Below are 16,050 nucleotides of genomic sequence, written 5' to 3' on the forward strand. Positions count from 1 at the left end.
CGGGAGGGTGTCGGGTGGTGGGCGGGTCTCTGTGGGGGCGCGCGGCGGCGGCGGCGAGCCGGGCCTCGCGGCGCTGGCGGCCCGGGGGGGCGCCGCCCCCCGCCCGGCGGCCGGCCCCCCCTTCGCGCGGCGCCACGGGACGGTGCACCGTGGCGCCGGGCTCCGCCGGGTGGCCGGTCAGCCCTTCTTGATCTCCCAGAAGCGGAAGACGGTCGAGGCGTCCAGGGTCCACTCGAGGCCGTTGATGCCGTCGCGGGCGACCGCGTACTGCTTGCCCTGCCAGAGCGGGAGCAGGGGCAGTTCCTCGGCGACCAGGTCCTGGAGCTTGTTGAAGTCCTCGGTCGTGGCGGAGCGGTCGGCGGCGGCCGACGTCTTCGGGAGGATGCTGCCGGTGATGGTGCGGTTGTCGTAGTTGTTGCCGAGGACGTTGCCCGGGCCGAAGAACGGGGCGGTGAAGTTGTCGGCGTCGGGGTAGTCGGGGACCCAACCCTTGACGTACACGCCGTACTTGCCGTCGGCGATGCCCTTCTCGTACTGCTCGAACTCGACGGACTTCATGTCGGCGTCGAACAGACCGCTGCTGTTGAGCTGTTCGGCTATCGCCTTGAGCTCCTGGTCGGTGGAGGGGCCGTAACGGCTCGGCGTGGACCAGAGGGTGAGCTTCACCTTGCCGGTGATGCCGGCCTTGCGCAGCGCCTTCTTGGCCTTGGCCGCGTCGGGGCTGCCGTAGGTGTCGAAGAAGGCCGTGTTGTGGCCCGCGATGCCGGCCGGGACGATCGAGTACAGCGGCGTGGCGGTCGACTTGTAGACGTTCTGGACGAGCGCCTCGCGGTCGACGAGGTGGGCGATGGCCTGGCGGACGCCGAGCTTGCCGACGACCGGGTCCTTGACGTTGAAGACCAGGTGCTGGACCTCGGCGCTGGAGCCCTGGACGACCTCGACGCCCTGGTCGGCCGTGGTGGCGGACGCCTCGAGGGCGGCGATGTCGTCGGCGGAGAGGCCACGGTAGGCGACGTCGATGTCGTTGTCCGTGAGGGCCTTGGAGAGGCCGGCGCGGTCGCCGCCGTAGAGCTTCAGCGTGACACCGCTGTTCTGCGGCTTGGCGCCGCCCCGGTAGTCGCCGTTGACGGAGAAGACGGCCTCGGTGTCGCTGAGGGAGTCCAGCTTGTACGGGCCGGAGCCGACCGCCTTGCCGTCGGTGCGCAGCGCGTCCGCGCTGTACTCGCGGTGGTCGACGATCGAGCCCGCGCCGGAGGCGATCTTGCTCGGGAAGGTGGCGTCGGGGGTCTTGAGCCGGAAGACGACGGTCAGGTCGTCCGGGGTCTCGATGGAGTCGATCGAGGACAGCAGCGGCGCCGGGCCGGCCGGGTCGTCGATCTTCAGCGCGCGGTCGAAGGAGAACTTGACGTCCTTCGAGGTCAGCGGGTTGCCGTTGGAGAACTTCAGGCCCTCGCGGAGGGTGCAGCGGTAGACCTTGCTGCCTCCCTCGAAGTTGCACTTCTCGGCGGCTTCCGGCTCGGGCTCGGTGTTGCCCTTGGGGAAGCTGAGCAGGGACTGGAAGACGTTGTTGAACAGCAGCCAGGAGCCGGGGTCGTAGCCGGCGGCGGGGTCGGTGGCCAGGACCTCGTCGGACATGCCGACGCGGACGTTGTCACCGGAGCTCGCGGCGCCGTCGCCCTGCTCGGTGCCGCAGCCGCTGAGCAGGGCGGCGGACAGCCCCGCGGCGAGGGGAGCCGTCAGCCACTTGTTGTGCTTCACAGAACGTGCCTCTTGATCTCTTGCCAGACCGGCGCGCGCCCATGCGCGGCCGGTGTTACCGAGCTGGTTGCGGGGTCAGGCGGTGCCGCGGCCGAGCTCCCAGAGGAGCAGGTCCGAGGAGGTGTTCAGCGCCCATTCGACGCCGGTCAGATCGTCGCGCGCGGCGACGTACTGCTTGCCCTGCCAGAGCGGCAGGACGGGAACGTCCTTGGCGACGATCTTCTGGATCTGACCGAAGACGGCGCTTGCGGCGTTGCGGTCGGCCGAGCGGCGCGACTGCGGGATCAGCTGCTCGCGGACGGACGCGTTGACGTAGGGGGTGTTGAGGAAGTTGTCGGCGTCAAGGAAGGGGGCGACGTAGTTGTCCGGGTCGGGGAAGTCGGGGAACCAGCCGAGACCGTAGACGGCGTAGTCGCCGCGCTTCTGCGCGGGCCGGAAGGTGGACCACTCGGAGCCCTGGACGGTGACGTCGAAGAGGCCGGTGGCGTTGAGCTGGTCGCGCAGCGCCTCGAACTCCTTCTGGGTGCCGGAGCCGTAGTGGTCGGTCGTGTAGTGGAGGGTGACCTTGACCGGCTTCGTGATGCCGGCCTTGCTCAGGATGCCCTCGGCCTTCTTGGTGCTGGGCTCCCCGTAGCTGTCGAAGAAGGCGGTGGAGTGGCCCGTGACGCTGGAGGGGATCAGCGAGTAGAGAGGCTGGGCGGTGGTGCCGTAGACCGTGTTGATGAGCGCGCCGCGGTCGACGACGGCGGCCATGGCCTGCCGTACGGCCGCGTCCTTGACGGAGGGGTCGGCGGTGTTGAAGGCGAGGTAGCGGATCTCCAGACCGGGGACCTCGGTGAGGTCGATGCCCTCCTTGGGCTTCTCGGTGAGGTCCTTGACCTGGTCGAGCGACATGGAGCGGGTCATCATGTCGATCTCGCGGCTCTCGAGGGCCTTGCCCATGGAGTCCGAGTCGGCGAAGGAGCGCAGTTCGACCCTGTCGTTGCGCAGGGTGATGTCGCCCTTGTACTTCGGGTTCTTGGTGAAGACGGCCTTGACGATCTTCTCGCCCTGGAGTTCCGTCTTCATGGTGTACGGGCCCGAGCCGTCCACCTCGAAGCCCGCGCGGAGCTCCTTGGCGCTGTACTTGTCCTTGCTGAGGATGCCCGCGACCGGAGTGGAGAGCTTGTACGGGAACGTGGCGTCGGGCGTCTTCAGGTGGAAGACGATTTCGCGGTCGCCGTTGGTCTCGACGGTGTCGATGTTGGCGAGGAGGGCGGCCGTACCGTTGTCGGACTTGATCGCCAGTACGCGTTCGACGGAGAACTTCACGTCAGCGGCGGTGACGGGCGTGCCGTCGGCGAAGGTCAGCCCCTCCCGCAGCTTGCAGCGGTAGCTCTCGCTGAGGCGGTCGCTGAAACGGCAGCTCTCGGCGGCTTCGGGGACGGGCTCGCCGCCACCGCGGGGCACGTGCATCAGGGTCTGGACGGTCTGCCGCAGGATGTTCCAGGCGCCGGTGTCGTAGGCGAAGGCCGGGTCGAGGGGCGCGGGGGCTTCGGCGGTGGCGAGGAACTGGTCCGTGGTGCCGACGACGATGGCTCCGGACTCGTCCGAACCGCCGCAGGCGACGAGCAGCGGGGCGAGCAGACCGGCGACGGCCGGCAGGGCCAAGGTCTTGCGGTTCATCCTGGACGTTCTCCTCATCCGGCACTGGGATACAGCGGGTACGGACACTCCGCCGCTGCGCCCGGTCGGGGCGGGGATCGGGCCGGGATAGGTGTGCGATCGGTCCTGTGCTCGCGGCGACTTGGGTGGGTTGCCGAGGCACGCGGAAGTGCGGCGAAGTACTCGCGAAAGATTAGTGGGCGAGGCCCTATCGCCAGGACCGCGGGCGGTCGGCGACGGATGCGGATAGTGATCATGAATGCGGCGGGCTCGATAGTCATGCGGAGGCATGATTCGCCTGGGAGTGTGCGAATCAGGACACACGGGAACGACGGAATCACCGCGTTCCGGACACCTGACGCAGGACGGCCACCCATCGATCGGCACGCTGGGTGACCAAGGTCACGTGCGTTCCTTTTCGGCGGGTGGCCGATTCATTTCGAGAGCGCGGTCACGGAAAATGCACGGCCGGACGCCCTCTGTTTCCGTGAAGAGCCTTCAAGGAGAAATGCCCGGGGCAAGCTCAGGAAAAGCTCAAAGCCTTCACCGGCTCGCGATGAGCGTGCGCAGGAAGGGCACGTCCACGTCCTCCAGGGAGCTGACCACGACGCGGCCGGCGGAGGGCGCGATGGGCGCGACGGAGGGCACCGCGACCACCCGGCAGCCGGCGGCCTCGGCGGCCGCCACACCGGTCGCCGTGTCCTCGATGACGGCGCACAGCGCCGGTTCGGCGCCGACCCCGCTCGCGGCGGTCAGATACGGCTCGGGGTGCGGCTTGGTGCGCATCACCTCGTCACCGGCGACCGTGAGGGTGAAGCGGTCGCGGCCCAGGGAGGCGAGGATCCGGTCGATGATGCGTCGGTGCGAGGCGGAGACCAGGGCGGTCGGGATGTTGTGGTGGGCCAGCTCGGCCAGGAGCCGTTCGGCGCCCGGCATCATCGGTACGCCCCGGTCGATGCGCTGCTCGAACTTCTCGTTGAGCAGGACGGTGAGCTCGGCGATGGTGATGTCGGCGCCGGTGGCCTCGATCAGATAGCCCGCACTGCGGGTCATGGGGCCGCCGACGACGATGTCGCGCCATGCCTCGTCCAGCCGGTGCCCGAGGTCGGCGAAGACCTCCACCTCGGCGTCCCACCAGAACCCCTCGGTGTCGACGAGGGTGCCGTCCATGTCGAGGAAGACCGCCTGCAGGGCGGAACTGCCGTTGGTACGGAACAAGGACGCGGGGACCGTACTGGTCATCCGGCACACCTCCATGGAGGGACGAGAAGGCCGGCCCCCTCCCCGGTACGGGGAGGATGACCGGCCTGCACTGGACCGACCAGTGTACGTCTCGATCACCGAGAACGCAGGGATATACGCCCTGACGTGCGCCGAACGGTGTCAGCGCGCGTTGAAGTACTTCGCCTCGGGGTGGTGGATGACGATCGCGTCGGTGGACTGCTCGGGGTGGAGCTGGAACTCCTCCGAGAGCTGGACGCCGATCCGCTCGGGCCGCAGCAGCTCGGCGATCTTCGCCCGGTCCTCCAGGTCGGGGCAGGCCCCGTAGCCGAGCGAGAACCGCGCGCCGCGGTACTTGAGGGCGAACATGTCCTCGACCTCGGCCGGGTCCTCGCCCGCGAAGCCGAGCTCGGCACGGACCCGGGCATGCCAGTACTCGGCGAGGGCCTCGGCCAGCTGGACGGAGAGGCCGTGCAGCTCCAGGTAGTCGCGGTAGGAGTCGGACTCGAAGAGCTTGGCGGTGGCCTCGCCGATCCGGGAGCCGACGGTGACGACCTGGAGGCCGACGACATCGGTCTCGCCGGACTCCTCCGGGCGGAAGAAGTCCGCGAGGCACAGCCGGCGGCCGCGGCGCTGACGCGGGAAGGTGAAGCGGGTCCGCTCGTTGCCCTGCTCGTCGAGGATGATCAGGTCGTCGCCCTTGGAGACGCACGGGAAGTAGCCGTGGACGACGGCCGCCTCCAGCAGGTTCTCCGTGTGGAGGCGCTCCAGCCAGCCGCGCAGCCGGGGCCGGCCCTCGGTCTCCACCAGCTCCTCGTACGACGGTCCGTCACCGGCCCGGTTCTGCTTGAGGCCCCACTGTCCCTTGAACAGGGCGCCTTCGTCGAGCCAGCTCGCGTACTCCTTGAGCTGGATGCCCTTGACGACGCGGGTGCCCCAGAACGGCGGCGTCGGCACCGGGTTGTCGGTGGCGACGTCCGAACGGCCGCCCTCCTCCGGCTCGTTGACCTCGAGCGCCGTGGCGCGCTGGGCGACGCGGCGCTGCTTGAGCTCGGGCAGGGCCGCTCCGGGCACGCCCCGCTTGACGGCGATGAGGGCGTCCATCAGGCGCAGGCCCTCGAAGGCGTCGCGGGCGTAGCGGACTTCGCCCTGGTAGATCTCGTGGAGGTCCTGCTCGACATACGCCCGGGTGAGGGCGGCGCCGCCCAGGATGACCGGGAAGTCGGCGGCCAGGCCGCGCTGGTTCAGCTCCTCCAGGTTCTCCTTCATGATCACCGTGGACTTGACCAGCAGGCCGGACATGCCGATGACGTCGGCCCGGTGCTCCTCGGCGGCGTCGAGGATCGCGGAGACCGGCTGCTTGATGCCGAGGTTCACCACGTTGTAGCCGTTGTTGGACAGGATGATGTCGACGAGGTTCTTGCCGATGTCGTGGACGTCACCGCGGACGGTGGCCAGCACGATCGTGCCCTTGCCCTCGGCGTCCGACTTCTCCATGTGCGGTTCGAGGTAGGCGACGGCCGTCTTCATGACCTCGGCGGACTGGAGCACGAACGGCAGCTGCATCTGGCCGGAGCCGAACAGCTCGCCGACGACCTTCATGCCGTCGAGCAGCGTCTCGTTGACGATGTCGAGGGCCGGGCGCTCCTGCAGGGCCTCGGCGAGGTCGGCCTCCAGGCCGTTCTTCTCGCCGTCGATGATGCGGCGCTTGAGGCGCTCCTCCAGCGGCAGGGCGAGGAGTTCCTCGGTCTTGCCGGCCTTCATGGACTTGGTCGTGGCGCCCTCGAAGAGCGCCATCAGCTTCTGCAGCGGGTCGTAGGCCGGCTCGTCCCCCTGCTGGGGGCGTCGCCGGTCGTAGATCAGGTCGAGGGCGGTGGTGACCTGCTCCTCGTCGAAGCGAGCGATCGGCAGGATCTTGGACGCGTGCACGATGGCCGAGTCCAGTCCGGCCTTGACGCACTCGTCGAGGAAGACGGAGTTGAGCAGGATGCGGGCGGCCGGGTTGAGGCCGAACGAGATGTTGGACAGGCCCAGCGTGGTCTGGACGTCCGGGTGGCGCCGCTTCAGCTCGCGGATGGCCTCGATCGTGGCGATGCCGTCCTTGCGGGACTCCTCCTGCCCGGTGCAGATGGTGAAGGTGAGGGTGTCGATGAGGATGTCCGACTCGTGGATGCCCCAGTTGCCGGTCAGGTCGTCGATGAGCCGCTCGGCGATGGCGACCTTGTGCTCGACGGTGCGGGCCTGGCCCTCCTCGTCGATGGTGAGCGCGATGAGCGCGGCGCCGTGCTCCTGGGCCAGACGGGTGACCTTGGCGAAGCGGGAGTCGGGTCCGTCGCCGTCCTCGTAGTTGACGGAGTTGATGACGGCGCGGCCGCCGAGCTTCTCCAGACCGGCCTTGATGACGTCGACCTCGGTGGAGTCGAGGACGATCGGCAGGGTGGAGGCGGTGGCGAAGCGGCCGGCCAGCTCCTCCATGTCGGCGACGCCGTCGCGGCCGACGTAGTCGACGCAGAGGTCGAGCATGTGCGCGCCCTCGCGGATCTGGTCGCGCGCCATCTCCACGCAGTCGTCCCAGCGGCCGTCCAGCATGGCCTCGCGGAACTTCTTGGAGCCGTTGGCGTTGGTGCGCTCACCGATCGCCATGTAGGAGGTGTCCTGGCGGAACGGGACCGTCTGGTAGAGCGAGGCGGCGCCGGGCTCGGGGCGCGGCTCGCGGACGGTGGGGGTGAGGTCGCGGACCCGCTCGACGACCTGGCGCAGGTGCTCCGGGGTCGTACCGCAGCAGCCGCCGATCAGGGAGAGGCCGTACTCGCGGACGAAGGTCTCCTGCGCGTCGGCCAGCTCGACCGGGGTCAGCGGGTAGTGCGCGCCGTTCTTGCCGAGGACGGGCAGGCCGGCGTTGGGCATGCAGGACAGCGGGATACGGGAGTGCCGGGCGAGGTAGCGCAGGTGCTCGCTCATCTCGGCGGGGCCGGTGGCGCAGTTCAGGCCGATCATGTCGATGCCGAGGGGCTCGAGCGCGGTGAGCGCGGCGCCGATCTCGGAGCCGAGCAGCATGGTGCCGGTGGTCTCGACGGTGACGGAGACGATCAGCGGCACGTCGATGCCGAGGGAGTCCAGGGCGCGGCGGGCGCCGATGACGGACGCCTTCGTCTGGAGCAGGTCCTGGGTGGTCTCCACGAGGAGCGCGTCGGCGCCGCCGGCGATGAGGCCCTCGGCGTTCTGCTGGTAGGCGTCGCGCAGGGCGGTGTACGGGGCGTGGCCGAGGGTCGGCAGCTTGGTGCCGGGGCCCATGGAGCCGAGGACCCAGCGCTGCTGTCCGGTGGAGGCGGTGAACTCGTCGGCGACCTCGCGGGCGATCCGGGCGCCGGATTCGGAGAGCTCGTACACCCGCTCGGGGATGTCGTACTCGCCGAGCGCGGCGAGGTTCGCACCGAAGGTGTTGGTCTCGACGCAGTCGACGCCCGAGGCGAAGTACTCCTGGTGCACGGAGCGGACGATGTCCGGCCGGGTCACGTTCAGGATCTCGTTGCAGCCTTCGAGGTTCTCGAAGTCCTCGAGGGTGGGGTCCTGTGCCTGGAGCATGGTGCCCATGGCTCCGTCGGCCACCACCACTCGGGTCGCGAGTGCCTCGCGGAGGGTTGCGGCGCGGGTCCGGCTGTCGGCGGAAGGGGTTGGCGACGAGGCCATGGATGAGCTCCCTGGGGTGCGACGGCTGTCGGCTTTGCACTCTCGGTGGAGGGTGCACGGGGCCAGACTAACCGGGCGCGCGCCGGGGTGGACATGGCGTCCCACGTGCCGGACGGCATCCTTACGTCCGGGGACTCCCGGTCACACCCGTTCGTGAACGACACTGTCCAGGTAACAAGTGGTCGACATCGACCGATAGTGTTCAGCATTGTCGAACGACATGATCCACGGGATCCTGTCCGTAAGATCCACGGGACCGCCGGGATCGTGGGACCGCCGGGATGCGGACAGGGAGAAGGGCCGGGCGATGGCGAAGAACATCCAGTCGCTTGAACGGGCGGCGGCGATGCTGCGACTGCTCGCGGGCGGCGAGCGCCGGCTCGGCCTGTCCGACATCGCCTCCTCACTGGGTCTGGCCAAGGGCACGGCGCACGGCATCCTGCGCACGCTGCAGGCCGAGGGCTTCGTGGAGCAGGACGCCCCCTCGGGCCGCTACCAGCTGGGCGCCGAGCTGCTGCGCCTGGGCAACAGCTATCTGGACGTGCACGAGCTGCGGGCGCGGGCGCTGGTCTGGACGGACGACCTGGCGCGCTCCAGCGGCGAGAGCGTCCATCTGGGCGTGCTGCACCAGCAGGGCGTGCTGATCGTGCACCACGTCTTCCGACCGGACGACAGCCGCCAGGTCCTGGAGGTGGGGGCCATGCAGCCGCTGCACTCCACGGCCCTGGGCAAGGTCCTGTCGGCCTACGACCCGGTGGCGCACAGCGAGGTCCTGGAGGTGCCGCGCGAGGGCTTCACGCCCCGCACGGTCACGGACCTCGGGGAGTTCGAGTCCCTGCTCGACATGACCCGCGCGAAGGGCTGGGCCGCCGACGTGGAGGAGACCTGGGAGGGCGTGGCCTCGGTCGCGGCCCCGATCCACGACCGGCGCCGGATGCCGGTGGGCGCGGTGGCGATCACCGGAGCGGTGGAGCGGGTCTGCGACGACGGCGAGCTGCGCTCGGAGCTGATCGCGGCGGTGCGGGACTGCGCCCGCGCGGTCTCCCGCGACCTCGGCGCGGGGCGCTTCTAGCGCCCGCCGAGGGGCGCTTCCACGGGCGCCCCGAGCCCACCCGCGGGGCCCCGCCCCGCACACGACGACCGGCCCGGCGCCTGATGGCAGCCGGGCCGTCGCGTGTCCGCGCCCACTCCCCGGCAACCCGTCGGTAACGATCGGGTCATGCGGGAAGCATTCGACCACCGAACCCTTGACGGGCTGTTGACGAGGGGGCAAAACTTCCGTTCATCGGTCGGCATTGTCGAACACCTACCGGCAATACGCGCTAGAGTGTGGCAGTGCCAAGGGCCGGCAACGCCCTCATATGAGGGCGCGGACCACCGGAGGGACCCGGGGTTCGCCTTCCCCTGGACGAAGGACAAAGGAGTCGCGGGTGTCCAGCTCCGACATCTTCATCGGCGAGATCATTGGTACCGCCGTACTCATTCTGCTCGGCGGCGGCGTCGTCGCCGCCGTGGTACTCAAGCGCTCGAAGGCTCAGAACGCCGGATGGCTCGCCATCACGTTCGGCTGGGGCTTCGCGGTCATGACCGCCGTGTACATGACGGGTACCCTCTCGGGCGCCCACCTGAACCCGGCCGTCACCGTCGGCATCGCCCTCAAGGACGGGGACTGGAGCAACGTTCCGGTCTACTTCGCGGGCCAGATGCTCGGCGCCATGCTCGGCGCGTTCCTGGTCTGGATCGCGTACTACGGACAGTTCCAGGCCCACCTCACGGACCCGGAGATCGTCTCCGCGCCGCCGCACGAGGAGGGCATGGTCGACCAGAAGGCCGCGCCGAACGCCGGTCCGGTGCTCGGTGTCTTCTCCACCGGGCCCGAGGTCCGAGTGGTCTGGCAGAACCTGGCCACCGAGATCATCGGCACGGTCGTGCTGGTCCTCGCGGTGCTCACCCAGGGCCTCAACGACAGCGGCAAGGGCCTCGGCGTCATCGGCGCCCTGATCACCGCGTTCGTCGTGGTCTCCATCGGCCTCTCGCTCGGTGGCCCGACCGGCTACGCCATCAACCCGGCCCGTGACCTCGGCCCGCGCATCGTGCACGCCCTGCTGCCGCTGCCGAACAAGGGCGGCTCCGACTGGGGCTACGCATGGATCCCGGTCGTCGGCCCCCTGGTGGGTGGCGCGATCGCCGCGGGTATCTACAACATCGCGTTCGCCTGAGCCGTCCTTCCACCCAGACCTCCTTGGAGCACACCGTGACCGACGCACACACCGCCGGCCCGTTCATCGCCGCCATCGACCAGGGCACCACCTCCTCGCGCTGCATCGTCTTCGACAAGGACGGCCGGATCGTCTCGGTCGACCAGAAGGAGCACGAGCAGATCTTCCCGAAGCCGGGCTGGGTCGAGCACGACGCCGCCGAGATCTGGGCCAACGTCCAGGAAGTCGTGGCGGGCGCCATCGACAAGGCCGGCATCACCTCCGCCGACGTCAAGGCCATCGGCATCACCAACCAGCGCGAGACCACGCTGCTCTGGGACAAGAACACCGGTGAGCCCGTCCACAACGCCCTCGTCTGGCAGGACACCCGCACCGACGCCCTCTGCAAGGAGCTCGGCCGCAACGTCGGCCAGGACCGCTTCCGCCGCGAGACCGGTCTGCCCCTCGCGTCGTACTTCTCCGGCCCGAAGGTCCGCTGGCTGCTCGACAACGTCGAGGGTCTGCGCGAGCGCGCCGAGCGCGGCGACATCCTCTTCGGCACCATGGACTCCTGGGTCATCTGGAACCTCACGGGCGGCGTCGAGGGCGGTCACCACGTCACCGACGTCACCAACGCCTCGCGCACCATGCTGATGAACCTGCACACCATGGGCTGGGACGACAAGATCCTGCAGTCCATGGAGATCCCGGCGGAGGTGCTGCCGGAGATCCGCTCCTCCGCCGAGGTGTACGGCACGGTCAAGGGCGGCGTCCTGGACGGTGTCCCGGTCGCCTCCGCGCTCGGCGACCAGCAGGCCGCCCTGTTCGGCCAGACGTGTTTCGCCGAGGGCGAGGCCAAGTCCACGTACGGCACCGGCACCTTCATGCTGATGAACACCGGCGACAAGATCATCAACTCCTACAGCGGCCTGCTGACCACGGTCGGATACCAGATCGGCGACCAGAAGCCGGTCTACGCCCTGGAGGGCTCGATCGCCGTCACCGGTTCGCTGGTGCAGTGGATGCGCGACCAGATGGGCCTGATCAAGTCCGCCGCCGAGATCGAGACGCTCGCGTCCTCGGTCGAGGACAACGGCGGCGCCTACTTCGTGCCGGCCTTCTCCGGTCTGTTCGCCCCGTACTGGCGCTCCGACGCCCGCGGTGTGATCGCCGGCCTCACCCGGTACGTCACCAAGGCGCACATCGCCCGCGCCGTCCTGGAGGCCACCGCCTGGCAGACCCGCGAGATCACCGACGCCATGACGAAGGACTCCGGCGTCGAGCTGACCGCGCTCAAGGTCGACGGCGGCATGACCTCCAACAACCTGCTGATGCAGACCCTCTCGGACTTCCTCGACGCGCCGGTCGTGCGCCCGATGGTCGCCGAGACCACCTGCCTCGGTGCCGCCTACGCCGCCGGCCTGGCCGTCGGCTTCTGGCCGGACACCGACGCCCTGCGCGCCAACTGGCGCCGCGCGGCGGAATGGACCCCTCGCATGGACGCCGACAGGCGTGACAGCGAGTACAAGAGCTGGCTCAAGGCCGTCGAGCGGACCATGGGCTGGATCGAGGACGAGGAGTAGATCGACATGACCACCCTGCAGAGCGTCCCTGCCCTTGGGACGCGACCGGCCGCCGGTTCCCTTCCGAGCCGCGCCGAGACCCGGGAGCAGCTTTCCAAGGCGACGTACGACCTCCTGGTCATCGGCGGCGGCATCCTGGGCATCTCCACCGCCTGGCACGCCGCGCAGTCGGGCCTGCGGGTGGCCCTGGTGGACGCCGGCGACTTCGCCGGCGCCACCTCCTCCGCCTCCTCCAAGCTTCTCCACGGCGGTCTGCGCTACCTGCAGACCGGCGCGGTGAAGCTGGTGGCGGAGAACCACTTCGAGCGGCGTGCGGTCTCCCGTCAGGTGGCACCGCACCTCGCCAACCCCCTCACCTTCTACCTGCCCGTCTACAAGGGCGGCCCGCACGGCGCGGCCAAGCTCGGCGCCGGTGTCTTCGCCTACTCCGCCCTGTCGGCGTTCGGTGACGGCGTCGGCCACCTGCTCGGCCCGGCGAAGGCCGCGCAGGACGTGCCGGAGCTGCGCACGGACAACCTGAAGGCCGTGGCCGTGTACGGCGACGACCAGATGAACGACGCGCGCATGGCGCTGATGACGGTCCGCGCGGCCGTCGAGGCCGGTGCCACGGTGCTCAACCACGCCGAGGTCACCGGGCTGCGCTTCACTCGCGGCCGGGTCACGGGCGCGGAGCTGAAGGACCGCACCAGTGGCGACGAGTTCGGCGTCTCGGCCCGGCTGGTGCTGAACGCGACCGGCCCGTGGGTCGACCACCTGCGGAAGATGGAGGACCCGAACGCGGCCCCCTCCATCCGTCTCTCCAAGGGCGCTCACCTGGTCCTGAAGCGGACCTCGCCGTGGAAGGCCGCGCTGGCCACCCCGATAGACAAGTACCGCATCACCTTCGCCCTCCCCTGGGAGGACATGCTGCTGCTCGGCACGACCGACGAGGAGTACGAGGGCGACCCCGGCAAGGTCGAGGTCACCGAGAAGGACACCGCCCAGATCCTGGACGAGGCCGCCTTCTCCATCCGCGACCAGCAGCTGTCGCGCGATCTGATCACCTACGCCTTCGCGGGGCTGCGGGTACTCCCGGGCGGTCCCGGCGACACCTCCAAGGCCAAGCGCGAGACGGTCGTCACCGAGGGCCGCGGCGGGATGCTGTCGGTGGCCGGCGGCAAGTGGACGACCTTCCGGCACATCGGCCGTACGGTGATGAAGAAGCTGGAGTCCCTGCCGGGACACCCGCTGGGCGAGGACTACGAGTCGGTCTCGACGCTGCCGAAGCGGCTGCCGCTGCCCGGTATCGCCAACCCGAACGCGGTCGCGCACCGGCTGCTCGTCGACGGCCCGGCCCCCGGCCCGCGGATGGCCGCCGACACCGCCAAGCACCTGGCGACGCACTACGGTTCGCTCTCCTTCGACATCGCCCGGATGGCGAACGAGAACCCCGAGCTCGGCGAGCGCATCCACCCGGACGCGCCGGAGATCTGGGCGCAGGTCGCCTACGCCCGTGACCACGAGTGGGCCGAGACGGCGGACGACGTGCTGCGCCGCCGTACGACGCTGACGATCCGCGGTCTGGCGACGGACGAGGTCCGCGGCAAGGTCGAGGACATGCTCCGCAAGTAGCGTCCCGGTAAGGGGCGGTCTCCATGGAGGCCGCCCCTTACGCGTGCCCGGGGCCGTGCCATACGGCGGCCATCCCGCCGCAACACTGGGCGGGAAGAGTTGCCGGTATGAAGTTTCAGGTGCTCTCCATCATCAGCCACGCCCCGCATCCCCTCACCGGCGAACTCCTCTCCGCCGCCGACCGGTTGGAGGAGGTCCTCGCGGTCGGCGAGGCCGCCGAGCGGCTCGGCTTCGACGCCTACGCGATCGGCGAACGGCATGCGGGGGCGTTCCTCTCCTCCGCCCCCACGGTGCTGCTCGGCGCGCTGGCCGCCCGTACCTCCCGCATCCGGCTGCTGACCGGGGTCACCGTCGTCGCGATCCTCGACCCGGTCAGGGTCGCCGAGGACTACGCCACGCTCGACCAGATCTCCCGCGGCCGGATCGAGTTGGTCATCGGCAAAGGGGCTGAGGCCGGCCACTTCGACCTCTTCGGCCTGGACGAGGAGCGGCAGTGGGACCTGCAGCGGGAGAAGTACGAGCTGCTGCGCCGGCTGTGGAGCGAGGAAGGCGTGGCCTGGGAGGGCGAGTTCCGGTCCCCGCTCAAGGACGTGACCACCGTCCCTCGGCCGTACACGGGACCTCCTCGTGTCTGGCACGGTTCGGCCACCAGTCTCAACTCGCCCGAGCTCGCGGCCAGGCACGGCGATCCGCTGTTCACGGCCAACGCCATCCAGCCGCGTGAGGCGTACGCGAAGCTGATCGCCCATTACCGCGAGAAGTTCGAGGAGTACGGTCACGACCCGGCCCACGCGCGCGTGGCGGCGGGTTCGGGCGGCCTGCTGATCGCCGACACGGCCGAGCAGGCGGTCGCGCGGTACAAGGAGCTGTACGAGGCGCGGGTGCGGCAGAACTTCAAGCCGCATCTGGAGGGGAAGGCCGGCTACAACACCCCGTTCCGGACGATCGAGGACGCGATCGCGGACGGTCCGCAGCTGATCGGATCGCCGCAGCAGATCATCGACAAGATCCTCGGCTGGCACCGGGTCTACGGTCATGACCTGCAGTCGGTCACGGTCGACGGCTTCGGCCTGTCGACCGCGGAGCAGATCGAGACGCTGGGGCGCTTCGCCGAGGAGATCGCGCCGGTCGTACGTCGGGAGGCGCCGAGCACCCTGTGGGAGGCCTGAGCCGGGCCGTGTGCCGGGCCGGGTTCGTGGGTAGTCGATCAAGGCCGCTTCGGCTCCCGGTGGTGCACGAGGGCTGCGGACGGACCGTGGGAAAGCCGTAAGGTTGGTCCGTACGACAGGAACTTCGAAAAGGAGGCACTGGGTGATCGAGCTCGAGGGGGTTCCCGAGCTGATCGACCCGGTCATGGTGGCCGCGTTCGAGGGCTGGAACGACGCCGGCGACGCCGCCTCCACCGCGGTCGCCCATCTGGACCGGGAATGGAAGGGCGAGGTGTTCGCGGCGCTCGACGCCGAGGACTACTACGACTTCCAGGTCAACCGGCCCACGGTGTGGCTGGACGGCGGCGTCCGGAAGATCACCTGGCCGACGACGAGGCTCTCCGTGGTCCGGGTCGGCGGCGACAAGCCGCGCGACCTGGTCCTGGTGCGCGGGATCGAGCCGTCGATGCGCTGGCGCTCGTTCTGCAACGAGATCCTGGGCTTCGCCCATGAGCTGGGCGTGGAGATGGTGGTGATCCTGGGCGCGCTGCTCGGTGACACCCCGCACACGCGGCCCGTGCCGGTCAGCGGGGTCACCTCCGACCCGGATCTGGCGCGCACCATGGATCTGGAGGAGACCCGCTACGAAGGCCCCACGGGCATCGTCGGCATCCTCCAGGAGGCATGCACGCACGCGGGCGTGCCCGCGGTGAGCCTCTGGGCAGCGGTGCCGCACTATGTGTCGCAGCCGCCCAACCCCAAGGCGACGCTGGCGCTCCTGAACCGCCTCGAGGATCTGATCGACATGCGGATCCCGCTGGGCGAGCTGCCCGAGGACGCGCGGGCCTGGCAGCTGGGCGTGGACCAACTGGCCTCCGAGGACAGCGAAGTGGCGGAGTACGTCCAGACGCTGGAGGAGGCACGGGACACCGCGGAGCTGCCGGAGGCCTCGGGCGAGGCGATCGCCCGGGAGTTCGAGCGGTATCTGCGACGCCGTGACGGCGGTCCCGGACCGGGCCCGGGTCTCGCGACGGACGGCGGCGACACCTCGTATCTGAGGGACCCCGGCAGCGGCCGGACACGGCCGCCGAACCCGGAGCGGCCGGGTCCGGAATCGGCGCCGGAGAGCCCCGCGCCGGAGACGCCCTCCGAGGGCTCCGAAGGTTCCCAGGGCGAGAGCCCCGAAGGGTCCGACGC

Annotated in this window: 10 protein-coding genes; 6 read left to right on the plus strand and 4 right to left on the minus strand. The window is 69.8% G+C overall.

Annotated elements, in window-relative coordinates; all coding sequences use genetic code 11:
* Positions 1-177 precede the first annotated feature (177 nt).
* From ACFVZW_RS34465 to metH, 4 genes are all read right to left on the minus strand, one after another.
* Positions 178-1,758, minus strand: a complete 1,581-nt coding sequence (locus tag ACFVZW_RS34465; RefSeq protein WP_384529988.1) for an ABC transporter substrate-binding protein — start codon at positions 1,756-1,758, stop codon at positions 178-180.
* 75 nt (positions 1,759-1,833) lie between these two features.
* Entirely contained in the window at positions 1,834-3,423 is a 1,590-nt protein-coding gene (locus tag ACFVZW_RS34470; RefSeq protein ID WP_384529991.1) for an ABC transporter substrate-binding protein, read from the minus strand.
* A gap of 522 nt (positions 3,424-3,945) precedes the next feature.
* Positions 3,946-4,644, minus strand: coding sequence for an HAD family hydrolase (locus ACFVZW_RS34475; protein WP_384529992.1), 699 nt, complete (start codon positions 4,642-4,644; stop codon positions 3,946-3,948).
* A 141-nt stretch (positions 4,645-4,785) separates the two neighbouring features.
* On the minus strand, positions 4,786-8,313 hold the full coding sequence (gene metH / locus ACFVZW_RS34480; protein WP_384529995.1) for a methionine synthase: 3,528 nt from the start codon (positions 8,311-8,313) through the stop codon (positions 4,786-4,788).
* A gap of 307 nt (positions 8,314-8,620) precedes the next feature.
* Here metH and ACFVZW_RS34485 point away from each other — a divergent pair, with 307 nt between their 5' ends.
* From ACFVZW_RS34485 to ACFVZW_RS34510, 6 genes are all read left to right on the plus strand, one after another.
* The gene (locus tag ACFVZW_RS34485) at positions 8,621-9,385 is read left to right on the plus strand and encodes an IclR family transcriptional regulator (protein WP_384529997.1); all 765 of its coding nucleotides are present in this window, start codon (positions 8,621-8,623) and stop codon (positions 9,383-9,385) included.
* Positions 9,386-9,743: 358 nt separating this feature from the next.
* Positions 9,744-10,532 carry an MIP/aquaporin family protein gene (locus tag ACFVZW_RS34490; RefSeq protein WP_384530000.1) on the plus strand — a complete coding sequence of 263 codons (789 nt, stop codon included), beginning with the start codon at positions 9,744-9,746 and terminating at the stop codon, positions 10,530-10,532.
* Between the two features lie 35 nt (positions 10,533-10,567).
* Complete coding sequence (glpK, locus tag ACFVZW_RS34495; protein WP_384530003.1) at positions 10,568-12,094, plus strand: glycerol kinase GlpK; 1,527 nt, start codon at positions 10,568-10,570, stop codon at positions 12,092-12,094.
* A gap of 6 nt (positions 12,095-12,100) precedes the next feature.
* On the plus strand, positions 12,101-13,705 hold the full coding sequence (locus tag ACFVZW_RS34500; protein ID WP_384530006.1) for an FAD-dependent oxidoreductase: 1,605 nt from the start codon (positions 12,101-12,103) through the stop codon (positions 13,703-13,705).
* A 107-nt stretch (positions 13,706-13,812) separates the two neighbouring features.
* Positions 13,813-14,874, plus strand: a complete 1,062-nt coding sequence (locus ACFVZW_RS34505) for an LLM class flavin-dependent oxidoreductase (RefSeq protein WP_384530009.1) — start codon at positions 13,813-13,815, stop codon at positions 14,872-14,874.
* A gap of 142 nt (positions 14,875-15,016) precedes the next feature.
* Positions 15,017-16,050 (plus strand): PAC2 family protein (locus tag ACFVZW_RS34510; protein WP_384530012.1); only part of this gene is annotated, 1,034 nt, incomplete at its 3' end.

This window comes from Streptomyces sp. NPDC059567 (genome assembly GCF_042735655.1).
Classification (GTDB): domain Bacteria; phylum Actinomycetota; class Actinomycetes; order Streptomycetales; family Streptomycetaceae; genus Streptomyces.

Coding starts and splice junctions, on each gene's coding strand:
- metH (WP_384529995.1), bottom strand. CDS start 8,313: ATGGCCTCGTCGCCAACCCCTTCCGCCGACAGCCGGACCCGCGCCGCA.
- ACFVZW_RS34475 (WP_384529992.1), bottom strand. CDS start 4,644: ATGACCAGTACGGTCCCCGCGTCCTTGTTCCGTACCAACGGCAGTTCC.
- ACFVZW_RS34505 (WP_384530009.1), top strand. CDS start 13,813: ATGAAGTTTCAGGTGCTCTCCATCATCAGCCACGCCCCGCATCCCCTC.
- ACFVZW_RS34485 (WP_384529997.1), top strand. CDS start 8,621: ATGGCGAAGAACATCCAGTCGCTTGAACGGGCGGCGGCGATGCTGCGA.
- ACFVZW_RS34470 (WP_384529991.1), bottom strand. CDS start 3,423: ATGAACCGCAAGACCTTGGCCCTGCCGGCCGTCGCCGGTCTGCTCGCC.
- ACFVZW_RS34500 (WP_384530006.1), top strand. CDS start 12,101: ATGACCACCCTGCAGAGCGTCCCTGCCCTTGGGACGCGACCGGCCGCC.